The following is a 22,337-nucleotide window of genomic DNA, read 5'->3' as shown; positions in this document are numbered from 1 at the left end:
CCATGATGGCCACAGATATCCAGTACGTTGTCCGGGCGCTCGGAGACGACGCCAGCACCGATCCCTGGACCATCGAGATCGCCAGGCAGGTGCATGAACAGTCAGCGTCCTGGCTGACCCCCGACGACCTGCGGCCTCCAATGGCGCGGGTGGAAGAAGTCTCCGCCAACGGGGTGGAGGCAAGGGTATACCGGCCTACGACTGAAGACGCCCCGCGACCGACGCTGCTGTGGCTACACGGCGGAGGGTGGATGACCGGCAGCCTCGATACTGCCGACATTATAGCTCGCGCTTTCGCGTCCGCGCTGAACGCTGTTGTCGTGACCCCGCACTACCGGCTCGCTCCGGAGCACCCTTGGCCCGCCGGACTCAATGACGTCCGAACTGCTCTTGACTGGGTCACTGGCAACCTCGGTGACTTGGGCGGCGATCCCAGACGGCTCGTTGTGGGAGGCGACAGCGCTGGAGGAAACCTCGCGGCCGTCCTCGCTCAGGAAAGCCGCTCCAGGCAGCCGAGGCTCGCCGCACAGGTACTCATTTATCCCGTCGTCGACCTTGACGTGACAACATCGGAATACGCCTCCCGCGGTTCCTTTGCCAAAGGGTTCCACCTGGAACTCGAGGGTGTCATTCAATGCGTCACCACCTATTTGCCCTTGAATGCCGACGTCGCCGACCCGAGCATCTCGCCGATACGGTCCAGTTCGCTGGCAGGGCTTCCACCAGCACTGATTGCGACGGCGGACCTTGACCCATTGCGCGACGAGGGACGTCTTTATGCCGACAAGCTCCAGGAAGCCGGTGTACCCGTGCGCTACCTCAACACGCCTGGCATGGTCCACGGCGGCTTCGACATGCTCGGCGTCTCACCGACCGCGCGCACCGCCATGGCTCTGCTCACCGACACCCTGACCCAAGTCCTGGGGGACCAGGTCCGGTCTTAGGCCTGAGCGAGCAGTCTTGTCTCCCTGGGAACGGATAGAGACGATGGACTGGAAGTACTGATGCAACTAGCGAATGATCGGAACCGAAAATGGACGTGGAACTGCGACACCTTCGGGCGTTCGTAATGGTGGCCGACTGCGGCAACTTCACCCGGGCCGCCGAAGGTCTGCTCATAACGCAGCCGGCGCTTAGCAGGACCATTCGGCAGCTTGAACGAATAGTCGGTGTCCAGCTCCTGGACCGCTCAACCCGCCACGTGGCGCTGACTCCGGGCGGCCAGGAATTTCTCGTCGATGCGCGCTCAGCACTTGCGTCGGTGGAACACGCCGTCAGGAGGGTCAGCGGCCGTGCGAGCCTTCGTCTTGGTTTTAGCTGGCTTTTGCCGGATCCGTGGGCACAAAGGGTCGTTCGCCTTTTTGAAGATCAGTCTTCCGCATCCGTCGAATTCGTCAGTTGCCCCGATCCTCTCGGTGCATTGCGCTCCGCGGTAGTAGATGTCGCCATCGTCCGGGGCCGGCAACCAGAGCCGACGGCAGAGATCCAAATGATTCAGCTCCTCTCCGAGGAGCGAATTGCAGTGTGCTCCGTAGCGAGCGATCTCAGGCACCTGGAGGAAGTGTCCTGGGACGAGATCCCTAAGTGGCCGTTGGTAGTAAACACCATGAGCGGCACGACAGGGCTTTGGTCCTGGCCCGAGGGGCGCGGTCCTGAGATGACTGTGGAAACAGCCACCTTTGACGAATGGGTGGAGTCTGTGGCCGCAAACCGGGGGATAGGGGTCGTCCCGGAAGTGGCGCAGCGCCGGATTGCGCATCCCGCACTGCGCTTCGTTCGTATCAACGGAGCGCCCGATGTTCCGGTTCGCCTGGCGTTCATTCCACGCAACTCCGGGGCCTTGATCCGGCGCTTCACGGAAGCCGCTCTGGAAGCCGCTGAGTCCATAACCACCCCTGCGTCCAAAGGGTGAGCCGAGGGAGCCGCCGGCCCCAGCGTTGCGCAGGTCTCGGTACGCTCCGTGGGCACAGCCTGACACGCCGGGCCTCAACGGGCTTCATGCCCAGGCGGCATTACTGATGCACCAAAGGCAATAACTCGAGGGCGATGCATCTCGTATCGTTGGTGACGTTTCAAGTTTGGATAGCCGGAGCCATAATCGGGCGCTTTCAAGGAAGGCGGAAGCCGCGATCCGGCCTGCCTTCTTTCAACCATGTTCAGCCCGATAGGAGCTTTCAGGACACTTGACGATGAAGCCTCGCCCTTCCCTATTCACACCACCATCACGAACGGAGTACGACATGGCCGATCCAATGAGCGCACGAAAGAACTGTGCGGCAACAGTCCTCGGCGGCCCAACGACACTCATTGACGTTGGAGGATTGCGAATCCTCACCGATCCCACCTTCGATGATGCCGGTCACCACGGATACCTCAACAAAACCGCAGGGCCTGCAGCTTCTGAGACAGAAATTGGGATCGTGGATGTCGTATTGGTCAGTCACGATGGCCACCCAGACAACCTCGACAACCGCGGCCGGGCGTTTGCCATGACAGCACCGCTCATCCTGTCCGGTCCGCTCAGTGCAGACCGCCTGGGATCCCCGGCTGTTGGCCTCAGTCCCTGGTCGAGCCATGCCGTTGCCAGAGGGGACGGGCTCGGCGAGCTGACAATAACCGCGGTTCCCGCCGTCCACGGACCTCAAGACGGTGAACGCGACGCAGACGGCAACATCAACTGTGAAGTAAACAGGCTTCGTGCTTTCAGGCGAGGCACTACCCACGATCTATGTCAGCGGAGACAATGCCTCGCTAGACACAGTGGCTCAAATTTCACGCAAGATCGATGGCATTGACGTCGCCGTGCTATTTGCTGGCGCTGCACGGGTCTCCACTAAGTTCAACGGTCGCCCGTTATCCCTCGACAGCCGAGGTGCAGCAGCTGCAGCAGCCATTCTCGGCGCAAAAATTGTGGTACCCGCTCACTACGACGGCTGGGCGCACTTCTCCGAAGGTCGCGCCGACATTGAGCACGCCTTCTTCGAAGCGGGGCTTTCCCAACGACTGCACATAGCTGAGCACGGGAACTGGATACCGCTCACGGCCTGATGGCAGTCTCCAGACGATCAGGACTCCGAACAGAGAGCCGGCGTCGATCGTAAACAATTGAGCCGCTGCCTTACTCCGAAGCAGCCCACGGAAGGCATTCGGCCACCTCAAGCGCAGAAGGGTTCCGCGAGCTGCGGGACCGGCAGGGACGAGGTGACCCAACGCTTCACCGACAACAGGTGCTCATCCATCCCGAATTCAGGCCCATCGAACTTGGTAGCCGGGTGCCGTCACGCACGACCGACCACGGGCGCACCTTGTGCTCACCGCCGAGTCCAGGAGGGACGCGGACGAGAAGCTGACGCTGCTCGCAGCCCTCGGGACACAGTGATTCGACGCCGCGTAAACGGGACTCGCCGCGGTCAGGCGCACCGAAGGCGAGCTGGAGGCAATCGACTCGGCGCTGGAGCTGATGGCTGATGAGATCGCCAAGGGAGGCAAAGGCCTGCACGGCGACGAACTCTTCCACAAGGCGCTCACGGCTGCGGCTCATTCATCCGTGCTGGCCCAGCTCACGACTTTCATCCCCGAGATGATCCTCGAAACGCGCCTGGAATTCCTGGGCAACGGGGGTGGCCCGACCAATCACTCGCGTCCCACCGCAAGATAGCGGATGCGATCCAGGCCCGACCCCGAAGCCGCAGCGGAGGCGATGCTGACGCACATCCAGCTTGTCTCTGACGTTGATCTACTCAGGTAACGATCATCTGCGGGCACGCCAGGTTCGGAGGTTTTGGCGCGTCGGCAGGTAACGGCTGAACAGTCCGCTGCCGGTGCTGGGCTACGTCGGAATGCGGGCCTTATTGTGAAGGCTGATCAGCTTCCACGGAAGGCGGCTGGGATGGCCTGCGATGACTTCAAGTGATGCCTCGACTCGGCCCAGGTCCTCCGCCAGGAGGAGGGTGCCGGTGGCGATACGCGCGCTATTGGAGGCGATGACCCTGCCGTTCGCCGGACCGTTTCGAAAATCGGTTCCCCGAGCCCCTTTCTCGGGGCCCGGAGCGCGCCAAAGGAGCCGGAGTTTCCCTTCACCCTTGAAAGAAACCGTTCGGGGTGCGGAGCTGACGGGGTTCAGCCCGTCAGCTCGTCGGCTGGCATCACGATGAGGTCTCTTCCGGCAGTTGGCGATAGGCTGCGGCGAGAAGAGTGTCGATGTGCGCATTGCTCAACCGGCGGGCCTCTTCCGGGTTCGGTTCGAGGAGTGCCGTGACCAGCCGGAGATACTCCAAGTACATCTTCTCGGAGTCCTGGAGCCGCCAGTTGATGAGGTCTTCGAGGAGAAGCGTTCCAATCGCGAGGTCGTGCTCTGCATGCTCTAGCTCCTGCGTGCCTGCGAGCCCGACTATCGCGACGTGCAGTTCGATATCCGCCATGGCCGCAGCGTCACGCCGATCGGCGACCGACTCACGGACATAGGTGGCGAACGCCTCGCGAAGACGGGTGCGGGCGTCCTCGGACGCGCGGTCGCATCGACCGGCCGCATAGCCCTCGAGTAGCCGGCGGGCTTCCAGGATGTTGGCGACCTCGCGGGTCGAGTAGGACCGCACGCGGGCGCTCTTGTAGGGCTCCTGGTCGAGATATCTTTCGGCGACCAGCAGGTTGAGCGCATCACGCACGGTGGGTCGGGAGACATCAAACCGCTCCGTCAACCACTTCTCGGTGACCGGCGCACCAAGGGGCAGCTCGCCGTTGAGGATCAGCTGCTTCACCGTGTCTGCCAGGAACCGGGAGGCTGGCGGACCAGCCGCGAGGCTCTTCCGTTTCGCCGCGACCCGCCGGGGCACGTGAATGCGCCCGTCCGCACCGCTCACAATGCCCTCCGTTGCGTTCGCCATCCTGACCTCACCGTCCATGTCCGAAAAAGGTTCTTGCGTCGATGTCCAAGCAATGACTCGATCGCGTAGCAATGCTACACGGCAACTCGTGATGTCACACATTGCCATACACTTAAGATTGTATGATAATTGGTGTTGATTATCGATCTGATGATCAAAGTGATCTCAAGGAGGAGTCCCACTGTGACGAGCCAAGACATTATGGGCGGCGTACACGACGCCGGCAAGCTTTGGGGAGGTCGTTTCATACACGGCCCCGACCCCGCGCTGGAGCGGATCTCCCGGTCGCCAGCGCAGTTCTTCGCATTAGCACCTGAGGACATTCGCGGTTCGGTCGCACACCTCGGCGAGCTGGAGCGGTGCGGCCTAGTCACTGGCGAGGAGCGGGCCCTTCTCACCTCAGCCCTGCAGCAGATTGGCGCCGATCACGAGGCTGGCCGCATCGCACCCTCCCCGAAAGACGAGGACGTCCACGGCTACCTCGAGCGTGTCCTTCTCGACCGGGTCGGTCCGATCGGGGGCAAGATCCGTGCTGGCCGCTCCCGTAACGATCAGACCTCGAACGATCTGCGGCTCTGGCTCCGTGGGCGGATCGACGTCATCGCCGAACAACTCGACCAGCTCATAGAGGTGCTGATCATTCGGTCCGAGGACGCTGGTGGTGCGATCGTGCCCGGCTTCACGCATCTGCAGCCCGCCCAGCCGGTGTTGTTCGGCCACCAGTTGCTGGCCCATGCGCAGACCTTGGCGCGCGACCTCGTGCGTCTCGGCGCCGCCCGCGAGGCAGTCTCGCTGTCGCCGCTTGGCGCTGCGGCGTTGGCCGGCAGTTCCTTCCACGCCGATCAGCTCGCCATGGCCCGCGAGCTTGGCTACCGGGACGTAGTCGCGAACTCGATCGACGCAGTCGGAAGCCGCGATCACGTCATCGACTTTCTCTATGCGGCCGCGTCGATCGGCACGAATCTTTCCCGTCTCTCGGACGAGTTGATTCTTTGGGGGTCGCAACAGTTCGGCTGGATCCGCTTCGACGACGCCTTCTCCACTGGGTCCTCGATCATGCCGCAGAAGAAGAATCCCGATATCCCCGAGCTCGCCCGGGGGAAGGCGAGTCGCCTCCATGCGGACCTCCTGGGCATGCTCGGTGTCATGAAGTCGGTGCCTTTCTCCTACAATCGGGACTTCTCGGAGGACGAGTTCTTCCCGTTCGACGCCTCCGAAGTGCTCGATCAGGTGCTGCCCGCCATCACGGGATTCGTCCGCACGATGGGGCTCGTGCCGCAGCGCATGCTCGAGCAGGCGGCGCAAGGCTTCACTCTGGCGACAGAGCTTGCCGATTGGCTCGCCGAGCAGGGGCTCCCGTTCAGCGAGGCCCACGACATTACGGGACGCGCAGTCGTGTTCTGCGAGGAGCGCGGCATTGGGATCGAGGGGCTCAGCGGGGTAGATCTTGCCGGGATAGACCCCCGGATCACCGCGGATGTTCTCGACCGACTGACCCTCGAGTCCGCCGTGGCCCGGCGGTCGGGAATCAACGGGACCGCGCCGTCTCGACAGGACGGGCAACGGGAGCGGCTGCGGCGCGAGGTCGCCGCCCACATGACAGTGTTCGGTGCGAAGGCAGCACTCTCATGACCGGCCTGCATCACTCGGAGCACCGGGTCGCCAATCTGAACCACTCGGAGTACCGGGTCGTACATCTGAAGCATGTCGGCCGCTACCTGGCCGGGGCGATCACGATCGCCGTGTTCGCGGCGATCGTAATCGCCTTCGCGCGCGGCCAGATCGACTGGCCCACGGTCGGCCAGTACTTCACGGCCCCGTCGATCCTCGCTGGCTTCGTCCTCACGATTATCCTCACGATCGTCTCTATGTCGATCGGTATCGCGCTCGGTGTCCTGGTTGCGGTGATGCGGTTGTCGCACAATCCGGTCCTCTTGGGGATCTCGTGGCTCTACGTCTGGATCTTCCGCGGGACACCGGTGTACCTGCAGCTGCTTCTCTGGTTCAACATCGCGCTGTTTGTTCCGTCCATCGGGATCCCCGGATTGATTGAGGCGCGCACCGTCGATCTCGTCACCCCGACAGTCGCGGCGATCGTCTGTCTCGGTCTCAACGAGGCCGCGTACATGTCCGAGGTGGTTCGGGGCGGTATCCTGTCGGTCGACGAGGGACAAGCTGAGGCCGCCAAGGCGTTGGGCATCAAGGGCACGAAGACGATGAGCACGATCGTGCTCCCACAAGCGATGCGCGTGATCCTGCCACCGGTCGGCAACGAGGTCATCGGCATGCTCAAGACGACCTCGCTGGCCTCGGCGATCGGGGTCTCCGAGATCCTGAACGAGGCGCAGCACGTCTATCTCGTCAACAACATGATTATGGAGTTGCTGCTCGTCGCGGCGACCTGGTACCTCATCGCCGTCTCAGTGCTCTCGGTGTTCCAGTACTACATCGAGCGCTACTTCGCACGCGGCAGCACGACCGCGTCGCTTCCGCTTACCCCGATCCAGCGGGCCAGGCGATTCTTCGGCATCCCGGGAGGGATCAAATGAACATGTCATCGGCACTCGTGCAGTTGCGGGACGTCCGCAAATCATTCGGTCTCCGCGAGGTACTCAAGGGCATCGACCTCGACGTCCGGAAGGGTGAGGTCGTCTGCATCCTCGGTCCGTCAGGATCGGGCAAGTCCACATTGTTGCGCGCGATCAACTTCATCGAACGCCCCACGTCCGGGTTCGTGCACGTCGGCGACCAGGTCATCGGGTTCCGCCGCGACGCCCGCGATCCCAAGTTGCTCCGAGAACTCCCGGAGGACCGGATCGCGGAGCAGCGCGCCCGGATGGGCATGGTGTTCCAGCGCTTCAACCTGTTCCCACACATGACGGTGATGCAGAACATCACGCACGCGCAACGCCTGGTCAAGGGCGCCCGGATCGCGGACGCCGAGCGGATCGCTCAGGGTCTGCTCAACCAGGTCGGCCTCGGCGACCGCGCCGCCTCCTACCCGCGTCAGCTCTCGGGCGGGCAGCAGCAGAGGGTCGCGATCGCCCGTGCGCTTGCGATGTCGCCCGAGCTCATGCTGTTCGACGAGCCGACCTCGGCGCTCGACCCCGAATTGGTCGGCGACGTGCTCTCGGTGATGAAGGAGCTCGCGCGCGAAGGACTCACCATGATCGTCGTCACCCACGAGATCGGCTTCGCCAAGGAGGTCGCTGATCGTGTCGTCTTCATGGACGATGGCGTGATCGTTGAACAAGGACCTCCGTCCGAGGTCATCGACAACCCGAAACACGAGCGCACGCGCGCCTTTCTCTCACGCGTCCTATAGTCCCTGCAATCACAACGAAGGAAGAAAATGAGAACAACGAAGTTCATTGGTTTCGTCGCCGCTGCTGCCACGATCGCCCTCCTGGCCGGATGCAGCACGTCCGCCGCCGGCGGGAGTCCCAGCACCAAGGAGGCAGCGTCAACGATCGCCAAGGGCACCCTGACCGTCGGCCTCTCGCCGGACTTCCCGCCCATGGAGTACCTCGACGGCGACAAGCTCGTCGGCGCGGAGCCGGAGGTCATCGCGGAGGTCGCCAACCGGATGGGCCTGAAGATTTCGTTCGTGCAGCAGAAGTATGATCAGCTGATGAACTCCGTGCGCACCGGCCGGGTGGATGTGCTGGTTTCCGGCGTCTCCGACAACGTTGACCGCCAGAAGACCTTGGACATGGTCGACTACTACGACTCCACGGCGCGCTTCTTCACGACTCCGAATCAAACGGGAAACTTCAAACAGGACACGGACGTTTGCGGAGCGACTGTCGCGGTCGCCTCCAACGACGACTACTATCCGGCGGTGCTGGAACACAGCAAGAAGGTGTGCGAGTCCGCGGGCAAGCCTGCGATCAAAGTCCAGGGCACTGACTCGGGGGCGACGGCGCGGCTGCAGCTCGAACAGGGCCGGGCGGCGCTTGCAGTGCAGGGCGCCGAGAACATTGCGTTCTTCAAGCAGAAGACGCCGGGCAAGTACGAGATCGTTCTCGGCGTGCTGTTGAAGCAGCCGTTTTCGGTGGCCCTGAAAAAGGGCAACACGCCACTCGCCCAGGAGGTCCAGAAGGCCATTCAATCGATGTACGACGACGGTACCCTCGAGAAGATCCTCACGAAGTACGGCATCAAAGACGGACTGCGTAAGCCGGTAATCAACGAGGTCACCGGGTGATCGAAGCTACCGCGACGGCCCGGACGGAGTTCACCTCCGCTCGGGTCGTCTTGGCCTTCGATCTCGACGGCCCCACCGATGAGGCTCTGATCTCGGGGGAGATCTGGCGGCGGCCCGGGTACTTCACGTTCTGCGCATCCGGACCCCATCGCGGAGTTCCGCGCATCCTCGACGTGCTTCGCGATAAGGCTGTGCAAGCGACGTTTTTCACCCCTGCATGGGTCGTTCGTACCTGGCCGGACCTTTGCCGGCGAATCGTCGAGGAGGGACACGAGATGGCCGGACACGGCGACAGGCACGAGACCTTCTACGGTCTCGACAGGGAGACCCAGGCCGGCATCTTGCGGCGGAGCCAGCGGACCTTCACCGACATACTGGGGCAGCCGGCGTCGGGATTCCGTGCACCGTCGGGAGACCTTGCGCCCGAGACGCTCGAGCTCCTCGTAGAGGCCGGCTATACCTACTCGAGTTCGATGCGCAGCGGCGACCGTCCGTACCGGCACGCACGTGTCGCACTGACCGAGATCCCCGCCAAATCCCTGTTCGACGACTATGCGGCGTTCGCCTATCATCGCGCACCCGACTTCCCCCGGGGTCTCGATCGCATCGCGCCCTACGCGCCGGTATTCCGGAGCTGGGTGGCCGAGATCGACGCGGCGGCCGAAGAAGGGCTGACGGTCCCCACGATTTGGCATCCCGAGATCATCGGCACCCCCGGCCGCACCGTCCTGATGGACGAGTTCATCGGCCACCTCGTTGGGCGCGCGGACGTGCGCATCCAACGAGCCGACGAAGTCGCAGCCGAGTGCGAGGCGGAGGTACTCCGTGATCTGGCCTGACGGTGCCTTCGCCGTCGTCCTCACGGTCGACGTCGACGGCGACCTCCCGCTTCTGGCCGACGACCCGTCGAACGTCGACCGTATGAAGTCGCGTTCGGCCGGTCTGTACGGACCCGAGCACGGCGTTCCGCGACTGCTCGCGCTGCTGACCGACCTAGGTGTCGCGGCGGACTGGTTTTTCCCAGGGGAGATTGCACGGCGGTATCCGGACGCGGTGCGAGCGGTGCACGCAGCCGGGCACGGCATCGGTGTGCACGGAAACCGGCACCTAGATTTCGACCGACTCGAACTCGCGGACCAGATCGAGGAGATGCTGTCGGGTCGCGCCGCGGTCCAGCAAATCATCGGAGAGACACCATCCGGGTTCCGCACTCCGGCCGGCGAATGGGCATCCGGGTTCCCGGAGGCGATGCAACGAGCAGGCTTCACATGGTCCTCATCTTTGCCCTCCGACGAGATGCCCTTCCACCTCACCGGGACCGATCTTATAGAGATCCCGTTCCGCTATGAGCTCGAAGACCTGCAGTACTTCGGCTACAACCTCGACCCGCCCTTCCCACCCGGTCAAGCGCGCATCGCTCCGCTCGAGTCAGTCGAGGCCAACTGGTGGTGCGAGGTCCGGGGCGCCGAGAGATACGGCACGTTGTTGCACTTGCGAGTCAACGCGGAGGTCATGGGCGTCGCCAGCCGCGCGCGGATGCTTCAGCGGTTCCTGCAGGAGGTGCGGGAAGGGACCAACGCCTGGTTCACATCATGCACCGAGCTCCACGCGCTCTTCGTCAATCGCGAGCCGGATACTGCGCACCCCTACGCACTCTTCGTCGGTCTACGGCCAAAGGAGATTTGACGGCCGGATACCCTCTCGAATCTACCCGGAGCACAGAAGCCGAGGACCGGAAGGGGGCATCACCGTCACTTCAGGCCGCTCTTCGGACCTGGAAAGAACTGGCAATCTCCTGCGCCACGTCGGCGGACAAAACGCCGTTTGGGGGACACCGGATTCCCTCGACGTGTGGGTAATAGGGCCGTTCGCGGTTAAGCATGGTTGGTCTGTGGGCCCGGTAGGGGCGGACTGCGGACCGTATTGGAATCAAAGACCGGGCCACCCGGACGGGGAGAACGTGGACTTGGAATCCGCCATCCCGTATTTGGTTGCGCTGATCGGGAAGCCGCAGGCCTACCCGATGGCGGACAGCGCCCCCGCGGCCCCAGGCCTGGTGGGGGAGGAAACCACCGCGAACGACCCTTTCTGCATATCGAGAGCACTTCCACGAGGGCCAAGACCCTCAACAATCCAAAGGAGAGATCGATGATCACCAGCCCCTCCGACCTGGCCCCCACGGTCCCCGTCTCGTCCCGTGGCGCTGGAGAAGAAGCCTTCGCGCACATGTCGCGGGACGGATCCCAGGCCATGGTCCAAGCGGTGATCCTCGAACTTTCCGTCAAGATCAGCCCCAGACTTGTTCTCTTGGAGGCGTCATCCAATTACCCGACTCGATGCTCCGAGGACATGGCCGCTTCGCATGGATCCAGCGCACCCTGGAGGACGTGGAAGCCACCCTCATTGGACTCTCCGCAGTAAAGCGCCGCCGTTCTTCGGCGTTCCAGAGTCCGCCCCCTTCTTCTGTTGGAAACCCGGTTTCCTAGATTCCGCCGGGGCCGGCCGGCCTCGATCACAGCTGCTGTTGGCTTTGCCGGTGGTCTTGCCGTTCCTCCCCTCGACGCCAAGAGCATCTGGCGAGCTCAAAGTACGTATCACCACCATGAGAGTAAGGATCATGACCTTGCAAGCAGCACCCGGTTGTCTCGTCGTAGCCGTTCAATCCCGAAAGGAATTAGATGCCGCCCTGGAGGAGGCGGTGAGTCTCCTAAAGCCGGCGGCGGTGACCCAACACGTCGGCATCTCCGTGACGCGGCTGGCCCCGGGGCGCTATGAAGCGCGTCTGAACAGTGACGTCCCCCCGGGCACGACCATCGAAAGATGGGCGAGTGAGCCGCGTTGAGCGAGCATCAGGGGGGTGTCTCCGGTGCGCCGCCAGCAGCAATTTTGATATGGCGCCCCCACACCCCCGCCCGGATCATTCCGACGCCCGGGTCCAGGGCTTAGAAGCAGTACATGTAAAAGGAACAGCCCATGCCAATGGAGCCGCTTCCACTCAAGAATTGACCGCTTCCCCAGGCCGGGCGGGCCGGGTGCCCGGGGCAGCACGTGCCGATGCTTCGCAAAGGATCCCAGGGCGAAATTCTGAACTCATTCGGGCCGTACCTGCGAATGCAGCGCCGAAGGAACCACGGGTTCAGGACCTACTGTGCAGGCCCCTTGCAGCTCCCCGGGGGCAACCCGCCCCCACAGCTATTGAACACCTAATTGCCCTCAAAATCCTGACGGGATTTCCTGCCATCAGTCCCGGTCCATGCTCCACGTCGGATGAACCGGACGTGCGGCGACCCGCAGAAAGGATGTCAATGGCTGACTACATCGGCCCCAATGAACGGCGCAAAGTGTTCGAGAAACTCCACACCCTGGAAGCGACCGCGACCGGCATCCATTTCCTCGGAAGCAGAGCCCTCATTGGCCTAGGGCCGGACGCAGCCTTTTTCCTTCCTGGTCCGTCATACCGATAGGGGAGCTTTTGGCCGAGCCCGTGACGCGGTTAGGTTGCGAGTTCCCGCGACCGTCTGTAGAACGTTGCCCGGGACATCCCGAGATCCCTGGCAACTTGCGCAGCGGGCTCGCCATCTTTGACCAGACGGAGAGCGTTTCGAATCTGGCTGTCTGTGATCCGGCGCGGCCGACCGCCGAGGTCCTTTCCAGCCTCCCGCCGTTTGCTGATCGAATCATTGACGCGTTCACGTTTGATCTCGTGCTCCATTTGCGGCGAGAGCGGCCTTGACCGCGAACAGCGTTGAGCCCATGGGTGTCGCCGTGTCGACGTCTCCGCCGCCGAGGTTCAAGACGCGCAGGCCCGCGCCTTTAGCGCGTAGCCGACGGCGAAGACGAGCATATTCTGGGTAGACCGCCCGAGGCGATCCAGCGTCGTTATGATCAGGGTGTCGCCTTCGATCAGCGCGCCGAGCGCCCGGTCAAGCTCCGGTCGTGAAGCACGTGCCCCTGACACCCCGTGATCCACGTAAAGGTCATCGCGTCGGACCCCGGCGGCCACAAGATCAGCCTGCTTCCGGTCCGTCGTCTGCCGACGCGTCGAAACACGTGCGTAGCCGATCAGTTTCGTCACGGCGGATCCCGTGTGTCTCGTAACTAATGGTGGATACACCGATTCAACCAGAAGGTTTCGAGACCTAGTTACGAGAATCTCTGCGTCTGGGCGAGCTCCTGCGATTCCACGAAATTCAGGGACGGCCGCCAGGACCGTTCGCCTGTTCCAAGGAGACGTCTCGATCCCAAGGATTGTGAGAAGGGGAGCGTCCCGCTCTAAGTGCCCCGGTTCCAACGAAGGGAACAGCAGCAGGGATCCCTGGCTGACGATGTCCGTCGAGCGACGCAGGTGCTCTGGGAGACAGGCACGTCACGCTCGCGGGCTGTACCTGTTCCGCTGCCCTGACTGATGGTCGTTATGTAGACATAGATCGAATGATCATGACTGTGAGAAACCGGTGTCAATGCAATCGCCTAATCGCCACATTATTCCAGATTCTGTTGTAAATTTTAGGAATGGAATTACGACGGTATGGCACTGCTACTTTGATGGACGTGGCCCGCTTGGCGGGGGTCTCTCGTTCCACTGCCGCCCGGGCCCTTGGGCAGTACGGCTCAGTGAGCCCAGAGCTCCAGTCAATGGTCTCCGCGGCCGCGGAGGCTTTGGGCTACCGGAGTAACGCATTAGCCAGAAGCGTCAGTTTGGGGCGTTCACACACCATCGGTGTTGTCGTCAGCGATATCGAGAATCCCCATTTCGCCCGAGCGGTACGGGGAATGACCGATGCCGCGAAAGCGGCAGGCTTCGATGTCATCCTTGCCAACACGGACGAGAATGTCGTCGCGGAGCGTGCGGCCGTCCAGGTGTTCCTGGACAAGCGCGTGGACGGGCTGATCGTGGCTTCGACGAACCGGAGCGATTCAGGGCACTTGCTGGATGTCGTGGCCATGGGCCGGCCCTTGGTGCTTTTTGACCGGCGCCCGGACAACGTGGACGCCGACTGGGTAGGAACTGATTGCTACGCCGATGCCAAGACTGTCATGGAGTATCTGATCGCCAAGGGGCATGAGAACATCGTGTTCCTTTCGGCAACAACCAAGACCCCGGAAGAGCTTGAAGCGGGGCACCCTCTTCCGATTTCCACCATTGCGGACAGGGTCCGGGCCGTGAGGGAAACGGCCGTGGCGGCAGGGGTGGGCTATGAGCTCATTTCCGGGGCCATGTCGCCGCAAAGGACCCAAGAAATAGTCACCTCCCTGCTGCGCCGACAGGACAGGCCCAGCGCCATCATCGCATCCTACAGTCGGATCGCACTCCCGACCTTCCAAGCCATCCATGCCGCCGGGCTGAGTGTGCCGGAGAATATCTCTTTGGTGTGCCTGGACGATACGGAGTGGATGACCGTCAGCCACCCTGCAGTCACTGCCATATCCAATCCTGCCTACGAGATGGGGATGAAGGCCGCGGAAGTCCTGCTGGGGCGCATTGATGGCTCCGGCCCGGAGTCCCGGAACCACTTGCTGCCGGCGACCTTCATCGAGCGTGCGTCCGTCGCAGATCTCGCCGGAGCAAAGGCCGGGCGCGGCGTGTAGCCGACCCGAACTGTTCAGCGGGGCCCGCAGCCATCAGGCTGCGGGCCCCGCTTCGTAAAGGCCTATGGCGGCGGAACGACATGCCTGTGAGCCGGCGCAGAAGATGTCCTCGAAAAACAATTGCCCAAGATACCGGTGTCTCGTAGCATTAAGAAATTCTTCGGGAGACCGGTGTCTAAGAATCGAAATGTGCGCGTAACGCCTTCGAAACTATTGACAGCTACTGTTTACCTAAGAAATACTTTTGTTGCGTGAGTGACATGGATCACCTCGCTTGCATAGACTTCCCAGCTAGGAGCAGTACGCATGAAAGAACAGACCAAGTTGTGGGGCGGCCGTTTCGTCGGCACGTCCAGCCCGGAGCTGACCCGCTTCTCCCGGTCCGATCCCCGCTACTTCCGCATGGCACCTTACGACCTGCATGGGTCCCGGGCGCACGTGCGGGAATTGAACCGCTCCGGCCTTATTGATGACGCTGAGCTGGTCGCGTTCCTGGACACCATTGATGCCCTGGCCCGCGATATTCAAGAGGACCGCGTCAGTCCCGAGGAAGCGGACGAAGACGTCCACACCTTCCTGGAGCGCCTCCTGATTGAGCGCATGGGCCCTACCGGCGGGAAGATCCGTGCCGGCCGCTCGCGCAACGACCAGGCCGCAAACGACCTGCGCCTGTACATGCGTGACAAGGTCCGCACTGTCAGTGAGCTCCTCATCGAGCTCACCCAGGCACTGGCCAGCCAGGCCGACCGCCACGTGCACACGCCCGTTCCCGGGTTTACGCACCTTCAGTCCGCACAGCCGGTGGTCTTTGGTCACCAGATCCTGGCCCACGCGCAGCCGTTGATCCGGGATCTCGAGCGGTTCCAGGACTGGGATCGCAGGGCGGCGGTTTCGCCGCTGGGAGCTGCGGCCCTGGCCGGGTCAACGTTCGCGCTCAACCCGGAACTCGCTGCGAAGGATCAGGGCTATGAGACCAGCGCTGAAAACTCGATCGATGCCGTGGGTAGCCGCGACACCGCCATTGAATTCCTTTTCATCTGTTCCCTGACACTCATTGACATCTCCAGGCTGTGTGAGGAAATCATTTCTTGGGCATCCCAGCAGTTCCGCTGGATCACCATGGATGACGCCTACTGCACGGGCAGTTCCATCATGCCGCAAAAGAAGAACCCGGACATCGCCGAACTGGCACGAGGCAAGGCAGGGCGTGTCCTGGGTGACCTCATGGGCCTGATGGCGGCCGTCAAGTCTCTGCCCTTGGCCTACAACCGGGACCTTGCTGAAGACAAGAACGCGGTCATCGACGCCGTGGAGACAATGGAAACCGCCCTTCCCGCGCTCTCTGGCCTGGTCCGCACCTTCACAGTCAACGTCGAAGAAGTCCGCCGCCAGGCAACGGCCGGCTACACCCTAGCCACCGAGGTCGCCGACTGGCTGGCAAGGCAGGACATCCCGTTCAGTGAAGCGCATGAGATCTCTGGGGCGCTCGTGCGGTTCTGCGAATCCAAAGGTCTGGACTATGACGATCTCAGTGACGAGCAGCTGGCGTCGGTGGACCCTCGCCTGACCCCGGACATCCGGACGGTTCTTACCCTGGAGGCCGCCCTTGAGGCGCACTCCGGGTTCGGCGGAACCTCACCCACACGGGTGGCCGAGCAGCTGACGCGGCTCCGGGCAAAGCTGGACCAGATTAAGAGCTGGGCAACGGACTACAACGGCCTGCGGGTCAGGTCGAACCACGCGGGCTGAACAATGGGCCCTTTCAGCGCAGATTCACGCAGCGCAGCCGATACCCTCCACGATCAGGAAAAAACCATGAACACTCAAACAGAGCCGGGCGTCGCACGTGCCGCTTCGGCCGATTTGAAAATCGTACCCCGGCGGCACGTGGGGCGATGGGCTGGTGCGGCCGCCGTGGTCGTTCTCCTCGTGTGGCTGGGCGTCTCCTTCTACCGCGCCAAGATCGACTGGCCCACGGTTCAGGAGTACCTCACCGTTCCGATCCTTATCCAGGGCATCGGCATCGCCCTTCTCCTCACCGCTGTCGCCATGGCCATCGGCCTGATCCTGGGCGTGGTCACGGCAGTGATGCGCCTCTCCAGGAACCCTGTAGTCTCCGGGGTCGCATGGCTCTACATCTGGGTCTTCCGCGGCACGCCGGTCTACCTGCAACTGCTGATGTGGTTCAACCTGGCCCTGATCTTCCCCGTTATCGGGATCCCGGGTCTGTACTCAGGCCGCATGATCGATGTGCTCACCCCCTTTGTCGCCGCATCCATCGGCCTTGGCCTGAACCAGGGTGCCTACACCTCCGAAGTCGTCCGCGGCGGCATCCTCTCCGTCGACGAAGGCCAGACCGAAGCTGCCCAGGCGGTGGGCATGACCCGGCTGCAGGCCATGCGCAGGATCGTGCTGCCCCAGGCAACGCGCGTCATTATCCCACCGGTCGGCAACGAAGTGATCGGCATGCTGAAGACCACAGCGCTGGCCTCGGCCATCGGCGTGAGCGAAATCCTCTCCGAAGCCCAGCACATCTACTACGTCAACAACCGGATCATGGAACTGCTCATCGTCTGTGCCATCTGGTACCTCGGCGCGGTGTCCGTTCTCAGCATCGGCCAGTTCTATCTTGAGCGTTACTTCGCCAAGGGATCCTCCAGCCGACAACTGCCCCTGACGCCATTCCAACGGTTGAAAGGCATCTTCGGCACCAACAGGAAGGCACTGTCATGACCACCAACGTTCTGGTCCGCGCCGAAAACGTCCACAAGAGTTTCGGCCCCATCGAAGTCCTCAAAGGCATCAACCTCGAAGTGACCAGCGGTGAAGTCGTCTGCCTCTTGGGAGCATCCGGATCTGGGAAGAGCACCTTCCTGCGCTGCATCAACCATCTCGAAACCCTCTCGAACGGCCGCATCTGGGTAGGGGACAACGTCGTTGGCTACCGCCAGGACGGCAACCGGCTCTACGAGCTGTCGGACAAAGAAGCCGCCCGGCAGCGTCGGTCCATCGGCATGGTCTTCCAACGGTTCAACCTTTTCCCCCACATGACCGTGCTGGAGAACATCATCGAGGGCCCCGTTCTGGTCAATAGGATCAAGCCCGCAGAGGCGAAGCGCCACGCCTCCGAACTTCTGGCCAGAGTTGGCCTGGAGGGGCGCGAATCGTCTTACCCACGCCAGCTCTCCGGCGGTCAACAGCAGCGTGTCGCCATCGCCCGTGCACTCGCCATGAAACCCGACCTGATCCTCTTTGACGAGCCCACTTCGGCTCTAGACCCTGAACTGGTTGGTGAAGTGCTGGATGTCATGAAGGACCTCGCCAAGTCGGGTCTGACCATGATCGTGGTCACTCACGAGATCGGTTTCGCCAAGGAAGTAGCCGACCGTGTTGCGTTCATGCACGACGGCGAAATCGTTGAGCTCGGCCCACCAGCCGAGGTTCTCGGCAACCCGCAGCACGATCGAACCAAAGCCTTTCTGTCCCGCGTTTTCTAACCTGATATCCCCAACGAGCTGGAGCCATTATGAAGCACTTCAAGAATGCCGCACGCCTGGCGGCCATCACCGCCGTCGCAGCCTTCGGCCTCACCGCCTGCGTGGGCGGCTCCGAAACCACCACCGGTAATCCCAGCGCAACCGCCGCCGGGCTGCCCCAAACCATCAAGGATGCCGGAAAGATCCGGGTCGGCCTGTCCCCGGACTTCCCGCCCATGGAATTCCGTGACAGCAGCAACAAACTCGCCGGCGTTGACGTCGACCTACAACAGAAACTCGCCGAAGTCCTCGGGGTCCAGGTCCAAGTAGTCGAATCACCCTTCGACCAGCTGATCAACTCCGTGCAGACCGGCCGCGTGGATATGGTCATGTCCGGCATCTCTGACACCGTGGATCGGCAGAAGACCGCCGATTTCGTCGACTACTTCAAATCCCAGGGCAGCCTCTACACCTCCGGTGCCAGAGCCGGAGAATTCACCAAGGAAAGCGACATCTGTGGGAAGAAGCTGGCCGTGAGCGGCAAGACCGACTACTTCGAGCAGGCAAAAGCCCTGAGTAAGACCATCTGCACCGACAAGGGCCTCCCGGAACTGAGCCTTCTGCCCACGGACTCCGGTGCCGCTGCCCGGCTCCAAATCGACCAGGGCCGTGTCGATCTTGCCGCCCAAGGGCGTGAAAACCTGGCCTACTTCGAAAAGACCGAGTCGGGCAAGTACGCCGGCGTGCTCGACCCGCTGCCGGCCAAACCCTTTGGAATCGTGGTCATGAAGGGCGAGACCCAATTGGCCAACGCCATCAAGAACGCCTTCAGCAAGATCATCGCCAACGGCGATTACCAGAAGATCCTCGACAAATGGGGCGTTGGATATGGGGCGACGACCCCTGAGATCAACGGTGTCAAGTGAGCCATCCCGCAGCAACAAAGGCAGGGGCGGCAGCGTGGCCGGACGGAAACCGCAGCGCTGTCGCCCTGGCCTTCGACCTTGACGGACCCACCGGAAATGCCATGCTCAAAGGCGCCATCTGGGACAAGCCGGAGTACTTCAGCCAAGGTGCCTACGGGCCGTGGCGCGCCCTTGACCGAATCCTCGGGCTACTGAAAAACCATGAGATACCGGCGACCTTCTTCACCCCGGCCTGGGTAGTGGAGACCTGGCCGGAACAGTGCCGGCGCATCGTCGAGCAGGGCCACGAAATTGCGCACCACGGCTACAAACACGAGAAATACTGGGACCTCACCCCGGATCAGCAGCGGCTGGTAATCAACACCAGCCAACGCATCTTCCAGCATGTGCTGGGGACTACGGCCGTAGGGTTCCGCACACCCTCGGGGGACTGGCGTCCCGAGACCCCGGCCCTGCTCGAAGACATGGGATTTGAGTACTCAAGTTCGATGCGCGGGGACGACCGCCCGTACTTTCATCCTGGTGGAAGGTTGGTGGAGATCCCGGCACGGTCTGACATGGACGATTACGCCTCGCTGGCCTACACCACCAACCCGGACTGGCCCTCCGGCGGGGACCGCATTGCCAGCTACGAACTCACCTTGGATAACTGGACCAGGGAATTCGACGGATACCACGCCGAAGGGCTTTGCCTGTCGACGATCTTCCACCCGAAAGTGGTGGGCAAGCCCGGGCGGGCAGTTTTGTTGGACCGTTGGATCCAGCACATGGAAGAAGCCGACGGCGTGTGGTTCAGTACCTGCCGCGACGTCGCGACGTGGTGGCAACAGGCCGGGCATCGAGGCACGCAACAGAACAAGGAGTCCACACCGTGAGCAGCTCACAGGAAAAACCGCAATCGCGTTGGCCGCACGAGAAGAGATCGGCCTTCGTCGTTACCATCGGGTTTGAAGCAGAACTCTCTATCCTGGCAGCGGCACCGGACGCCATCGACCGGGCCAAAAGCCTGTCCGTTGGCCAATACGGCGGAACACGCGGCGTGGACCGCCTGCTCACGGAACTGGCCCGCACCGGCACCAAGGCGAGCTGGTTCATCCCCGGCGCGAACCTCGCCACCTATCCGCGCCAGGCAGAGTCCATTCTCCGGGCGGGACACGAACTGGGCAATATGGGCTGGGCCCTTGAGGACATGGGTACCCAATCACTGGCCGAACAACTGGAGAGTATCGGCCGCGCCCAAGATGTCTTCGAACACCGGCTGGGAGTGCGCCCCGAAGGCTTCCGAGCAGGACGCGGCTCCTACGCGGCAGGGCTGCCTGAGGAATTGCATGCCCAGGGCTTCATCTGGTCCTCGTCCTGGCAGGGGGACGACCTTCCCCACTTCCACGCTGGCGCTGCCTCGACGTTGGTGGAAGTTCCAAGGCACCACGAACTTGACGACTACCCCTACTTCGTCTTCAACCTTGACCCACCCATCCCCAAGGGCAGCCCACGCATCGCCTCCAGCCGGGAGGTGCTGCGCAACTGGATCCTCGAATTCGACGCTTACCGGGCGGATGGACTGTGCTTCGTGCTCACCCTCCACCCGGAGATCATCGCCGCGCCCGGACGGATCGGCATGCTCCGCGAATTCATGGACCACGTCCACTCCCATGAGGACGTCTGGCACGCCACCGGCAGCGAACTAGCCCAATGGTGGCTGCAAACAGGCAAGCCGAACACCCCGGACCATCCGGTTGAAATATTCCATGCGCTGACCAGCGAAGGCATCCCCGCATGACCGACCCCACAGCGTCCGAACGCTTCGCCGACTTCATCACCGCACTGACGCCCGATGAAATCCCCAAGGAAGTCCGACACCGGGCGAAGATCCATATCCTGGACACTCTCGGTGCCGGGATCGCCGGCGCAGCTTCCCGCGAGGCAAAAATCAGCCGGTCAGCACTGGCAATCGCCTACGGAATCCCGGCCCCGGGGACGGAGGCGTCACTGTGGGGTACTCCGGCGCGGCTGCCTGCACTGGGAGCAGCGTTCGTCAACGGTGTGGCCTGCCATGCCTTTGAACTGGATGACTCCGGTGGGTGCGACCACTCCGGAGCTGTTGTGCTGCCCGCCGCTCTTGCTGCAGCAGCACTGCGCGCAGGGGAGGCCCCGAACCAGGAAGAGGCCATCCCCATGGACGGCGGCAGGCTCCTACACGCGGTCGTCGGTGGATATGAAGCAGCCCGCCGCGTTCAGGACGCGCTGGGTGGATACGACTCCGTCAACGACGCGGGCTGGCACTCAACCGGTGTCTGTGGCACGTTCGGGGCGGCGGTAGCATCCGGGGTGGTCCTCGGTCTGAACACCCTGCAAATCGTTTCGGCGATCGGGCTGGCGGGGTCCTTCACTGGCGGCACCTGGTCCTTCATTGGAGACGGGGCCATGTCCAAACGCATGCACGTCGGCCGAGCAGCCGAAACCGGCCTGAACAGCGCGCTTCTGGCCAGGGCAGGGTTCACGGGACCGCGGGACTTGTTCTCCGCACCCTGGGGAAGCTTTCTGCGGCTCTATGGCCAACCAAGGGGCGTCAACGAGAGGGGACTGTTCGACACTCTCGGCCAGGAATGGCAGATTGAAAAGGCCTCCATAAAGCCCTACGCCACCTGCCGCAGCACCCATTCGGCCATCGACGCGATCCTGGGACTGCGTTCCCGGCACGGCATCACGGCAGAGTCCATTCACAGCATTACCGTACACACCAGCTCGCTCATCGCCGATATGTGCGGCAACGCCGACGTCAGCTCCCTCGTCTCAACCCAACTGAGCATGCAGTTCTCCCTGGCCGCGGCCCTCCTGCACGGCGACGTCGGCCTGGACCAGATCGCCGCACACGGCCGAACCGACCTGCGCGTCCTGGACCTGATGGACCGCATCCATCTGGAAGTCGACCCCACCCAACAAGGCGGCTCGGCCGAACCACGCCTGTCGGTACAGACGGATTCCGGAACATTCGAGGTCCAGGCGATCCGCGCCAAGGGCGCTTCGACCAACAGGCTCAGCGACGACGAAACCATCAACAAATTCACTGGACTTGCCGCCACCCAGCTAACCCACGATGCCGCTTCCAGCATCGCCGCGCTGGTGATGGACCTGGACGCCACGGCCGACATCGCCCCGCTGCTCAGGCTGCTCACCGCAGAGTCGGAGCCCGCGCTGCTGGGCTAGAACCGAGGGCGGATCACTACCCCGGTTCTCCCGGTACGAGGAACAAGGA

At 62.7% G+C, this 22,337-nt stretch carries 20 protein-coding genes and 3 pseudogenes; 21 read left to right on the top strand and 2 right to left on the bottom strand.

The features are described from left to right. The first annotated feature begins 2 nt into the window (after positions 1-2). The 4 genes and pseudogenes from AC3WJU_RS06630 to AC3WJU_RS06615 all read left to right on the top strand — a co-directional run. Complete coding sequence (locus AC3WJU_RS06630; protein WP_492259486.1) at positions 3-944, top strand: alpha/beta hydrolase; 942 nt, start codon at positions 3-5, stop codon at positions 942-944. An 89-nt stretch (positions 945-1,033) separates the two neighbouring features. Next, entirely contained in the window at positions 1,034-1,912 is an 879-nt protein-coding gene (locus tag AC3WJU_RS06625; protein ID WP_492259485.1) for a LysR family transcriptional regulator, read from the top strand. Positions 1,913-2,697: 785 nt separating this feature from the next. Further along, entirely contained in the window at positions 2,698-3,048 is a 351-nt protein-coding gene (locus tag AC3WJU_RS06620; RefSeq protein ID WP_492259484.1) for an MBL fold metallo-hydrolase, read from the top strand. A gap of 361 nt (positions 3,049-3,409) precedes the next feature. Further along, positions 3,410-3,658 (top strand): annotated as a pseudogene (locus tag AC3WJU_RS06615) (FCD domain-containing protein); the annotation flags it as partial. A 487-nt stretch (positions 3,659-4,145) separates the two neighbouring features. Here the strand turns inward: AC3WJU_RS06615 and AC3WJU_RS06610 are convergent. Beyond that, positions 4,146-4,883: a GntR family transcriptional regulator gene (locus AC3WJU_RS06610; protein ID WP_332603720.1), complete on the bottom strand. Its 738-nt coding sequence runs from the start codon at positions 4,881-4,883 to the stop codon at positions 4,146-4,148. Positions 4,884-5,066: 183 nt separating this feature from the next. Between AC3WJU_RS06610 and argH (AC3WJU_RS06605) the strand changes: the two genes are divergently transcribed. The 8 genes from argH (AC3WJU_RS06605) (at position 5,067) to AC3WJU_RS06570 (ending at position 12,554) form a co-directional block, all read left to right on the top strand. Beyond that, positions 5,067-6,515, top strand: coding sequence for an argininosuccinate lyase (gene argH / locus AC3WJU_RS06605; RefSeq protein WP_492259483.1), 1,449 nt, complete (start codon positions 5,067-5,069; stop codon positions 6,513-6,515). Beyond that, on the top strand, positions 6,512-7,432 hold the full coding sequence (locus AC3WJU_RS06600; protein WP_332603718.1) for an amino acid ABC transporter permease: 921 nt from the start codon (positions 6,512-6,514) through the stop codon (positions 7,430-7,432). The genes argH (AC3WJU_RS06605) and AC3WJU_RS06600 overlap by 4 nt, the downstream gene beginning before the upstream one ends. Before the next feature lie 2 nt (positions 7,433-7,434). After that, a complete protein-coding gene (locus tag AC3WJU_RS06595; protein WP_332603717.1) occupies positions 7,435-8,208 on the top strand; it encodes an amino acid ABC transporter ATP-binding protein in 774 nt (257 codons plus the stop codon). Positions 8,209-8,235: 27 nt separating this feature from the next. Continuing rightward, positions 8,236-9,090: an ABC transporter substrate-binding protein gene (locus AC3WJU_RS06590; protein ID WP_332603716.1), complete on the top strand. Its 855-nt coding sequence runs from the start codon at positions 8,236-8,238 to the stop codon at positions 9,088-9,090. Beyond that, on the top strand, positions 9,087-9,929 hold the full coding sequence (locus tag AC3WJU_RS06585) for a polysaccharide deacetylase family protein (protein ID WP_492259482.1): 843 nt from the start codon (positions 9,087-9,089) through the stop codon (positions 9,927-9,929). The genes AC3WJU_RS06590 and AC3WJU_RS06585 overlap by 4 nt, the downstream gene beginning before the upstream one ends. Beyond that, the gene (locus AC3WJU_RS06580) at positions 9,916-10,776 is read left to right on the top strand and encodes a polysaccharide deacetylase family protein (protein WP_492259481.1); all 861 of its coding nucleotides are present in this window, start codon (positions 9,916-9,918) and stop codon (positions 10,774-10,776) included. Before AC3WJU_RS06585 ends, AC3WJU_RS06580 begins: the two co-directional genes overlap by 14 nt. A gap of 462 nt (positions 10,777-11,238) precedes the next feature. Then, the gene (locus tag AC3WJU_RS06575; RefSeq protein WP_492259480.1) at positions 11,239-11,511 is read left to right on the top strand and encodes a hypothetical protein; all 273 of its coding nucleotides are present in this window, start codon (positions 11,239-11,241) and stop codon (positions 11,509-11,511) included. A gap of 884 nt (positions 11,512-12,395) precedes the next feature. After that, positions 12,396-12,554 (top strand): hypothetical protein, encoded by a 159-nt coding sequence (locus tag AC3WJU_RS06570; RefSeq protein ID WP_332603712.1) that lies wholly within the window; start codon positions 12,396-12,398, stop codon positions 12,552-12,554. Between the two features lie 29 nt (positions 12,555-12,583). Here the strand turns inward: AC3WJU_RS06570 and AC3WJU_RS06565 are convergent. After that, positions 12,584-13,165 (bottom strand): annotated as a pseudogene (locus tag AC3WJU_RS06565) (recombinase family protein). A gap of 437 nt (positions 13,166-13,602) precedes the next feature. Here AC3WJU_RS06565 and AC3WJU_RS06560 point away from each other — a divergent pair. The 9 genes and pseudogenes from AC3WJU_RS06560 to AC3WJU_RS06520 all read left to right on the top strand — a co-directional run. Continuing rightward, positions 13,603-13,755: pseudogene (locus tag AC3WJU_RS06560) on the top strand (LacI family DNA-binding transcriptional regulator); the annotation flags it as partial. A gap of 33 nt (positions 13,756-13,788) precedes the next feature. Continuing rightward, complete coding sequence (locus AC3WJU_RS06555) at positions 13,789-14,679, top strand: LacI family DNA-binding transcriptional regulator (protein WP_492259501.1); 891 nt, start codon at positions 13,789-13,791, stop codon at positions 14,677-14,679. Between the two features lie 306 nt (positions 14,680-14,985). After that, positions 14,986-16,428: an argininosuccinate lyase gene (argH, locus tag AC3WJU_RS06550; protein WP_492259479.1), complete on the top strand. Its 1,443-nt coding sequence runs from the start codon at positions 14,986-14,988 to the stop codon at positions 16,426-16,428. A 66-nt stretch (positions 16,429-16,494) separates the two neighbouring features. Beyond that, complete coding sequence (locus AC3WJU_RS06545; RefSeq protein WP_492259478.1) at positions 16,495-17,412, top strand: amino acid ABC transporter permease; 918 nt, start codon at positions 16,495-16,497, stop codon at positions 17,410-17,412. After that, positions 17,409-18,176 (top strand): amino acid ABC transporter ATP-binding protein, encoded by a 768-nt coding sequence (locus AC3WJU_RS06540; protein ID WP_492259477.1) that lies wholly within the window; start codon positions 17,409-17,411, stop codon positions 18,174-18,176. Before AC3WJU_RS06545 ends, AC3WJU_RS06540 begins: the two co-directional genes overlap by 4 nt. 29 nt (positions 18,177-18,205) lie before the next feature. Next, positions 18,206-19,081, top strand: a complete 876-nt coding sequence (locus AC3WJU_RS06535) for an ABC transporter substrate-binding protein (protein ID WP_492259476.1) — start codon at positions 18,206-18,208, stop codon at positions 19,079-19,081. Then, on the top strand, positions 19,078-19,956 hold the full coding sequence (locus AC3WJU_RS06530) for a polysaccharide deacetylase family protein (protein ID WP_492259475.1): 879 nt from the start codon (positions 19,078-19,080) through the stop codon (positions 19,954-19,956). The genes AC3WJU_RS06535 and AC3WJU_RS06530 overlap by 4 nt, the downstream gene beginning before the upstream one ends. Continuing rightward, positions 19,953-20,861 carry a polysaccharide deacetylase family protein gene (locus tag AC3WJU_RS06525; RefSeq protein ID WP_492259474.1) on the top strand — a complete coding sequence of 303 codons (909 nt, stop codon included), beginning with the start codon at positions 19,953-19,955 and terminating at the stop codon, positions 20,859-20,861. Before AC3WJU_RS06530 ends, AC3WJU_RS06525 begins: the two co-directional genes overlap by 4 nt. Next, positions 20,858-22,288 (top strand): MmgE/PrpD family protein, encoded by a 1,431-nt coding sequence (locus AC3WJU_RS06520; RefSeq protein ID WP_492259473.1) that lies wholly within the window; start codon positions 20,858-20,860, stop codon positions 22,286-22,288. The genes AC3WJU_RS06525 and AC3WJU_RS06520 overlap by 4 nt, the downstream gene beginning before the upstream one ends. Positions 22,289-22,337 lie beyond the last annotated feature (49 nt).

This window comes from Arthrobacter sp. FW306-1B-F12A (genome assembly GCF_058781865.1).
This window is presented reverse-complemented; position numbering and strand designations above follow the sequence as displayed.